1 protein-coding gene is annotated in these 1,400 nt (G+C 47.6%); it reads left to right on the top strand.

Annotated features, from left to right (window positions below):
* Nucleotides 1-55 precede the first annotated feature (55 nt).
* Nucleotides 56-403 carry a hypothetical protein gene (locus tag CON76_RS08435; protein ID WP_169929020.1) on the top strand — a complete coding sequence of 116 codons (348 nt, stop codon included), beginning with the start codon at nt 56-58 and terminating at the stop codon, nt 401-403.
* The last annotated feature ends 997 nt before the right edge of the window (nt 404-1,400 follow it).

Here is a 1,400-nt window from a genome sequence, read left to right as displayed (position 1 = left end):
ATGTATTTGATAACTTTGGCGAAAAATACCAACTCGACTTTTGAAAAAACTTATTGTGCCCAACTTACTGACTGATCTTGATGTGAACGTGCCTGCGATGAAGGCCGATCTCAACGCGTTGGGTAAGAGGACGCGCGAGATGAGAAACTATGTCTACGCAGCCGAAGGCTTCATTCAGGTTCTTGAAAAGACTGCGGAAGAGTTAGAGGCTGAAGATCGGAGTTACTTGGCAGAAGATGGCGGTAGGGTTGGGATGATCATCATCGACTGTGCGCAGCACGGCAAGCCATGGGAAGATCTTTCCGAAGAGGAAAAGGATCTGATCATCGACTATGCCAATATCTTTGAAGAGGCCAGCCAGCAACGGACGAGCCAACTTCTCCAACTGGAATTTGCGGCATGAGCATCGAAATACTGACTTTTATTCTTCCCGAAGCAGATCCGATACAAATCACGTTTGGATCGATCATGCTCGCCATCGTGTTGGCGACTATCTACTTTGTCAAAAAAGCGGCCACTCCAGAAAATTGGGAAAAGCAGTGGAATGGCGGAACTACCGAAGACAGCAGTGACGATCTCGACACTGGTCATGGGTCGTTGACTGACCTTTGCCACGCAGTTGCAACAAGTCCTGAGAAATTGGCAGACATCATGCCAGGTATCTTGTTGATCTTTGGCCTACTTGGCACGTTCCTCGGTCTTGGCGTTGCGCTTAATAAAGCATCTATCATTCTGGTTGAAGTCAATTCGAGCGGAGTAGATGGCGCAATGTCCAACCTGATGGGCATGATGCAGGGCTTAGGAACCAAATTCAAGACTTCGACTTGGGGTATCATCGGATTTATCGCATTGAAAGGATGGATTTCTTGGGATGGATTTGAGGAAAGACGACTTCGCTGGTGCGTAATTAAGATCAAGAAAGAGCTTGATGTTGTCAGAATCAAAGAAAACAAGCAAATACAGTTGCACAATAAGATTCTGATCGATTCGATTGATCGGCTTGGTACTTCGATCTGCAGTATGTTGCAAAAAGAGATTTCTGGTAACCGCGATGTTCTGGAGCGTAATCAAACACTGCTTGAGGCTGAGGTTCAGAATGGACTCAATTTGTTGGATGCAAGCAATACCACTCGTCAGGTGATCCAGTCGTTTGTCGATTCGAATACTTCTAATTTGGCAACGATGAAGCAGGCATCTGGCGATATGGCAGCCGCAGCCGGTCGTGTCGGCGACTCGGCAGGCGAACTGCAGAGTGCGATTGAAAGCTTCCGAGAAAACGTTGCCGATGTTTTGGGCACACTCAAGCTGGATCTCGGGGAGACCATTTCTGGAATGAGCGAAAGCTTCAGAAATAATATGGGCGAGATGTCCGGGCAGTTGTCGAGCGCGACGCAGGGTAT

It is taken from the genome of Macromonas bipunctata (genome assembly GCF_002837135.1).
Lineage (GTDB): Bacteria > Pseudomonadota > Gammaproteobacteria > Burkholderiales > Burkholderiaceae_C > Macromonas_A > Macromonas_A bipunctata.
The sequence above is the reverse complement of the archived record's forward strand: the minus strand, read 5'-3'. Positions and strand labels throughout refer to the sequence as shown.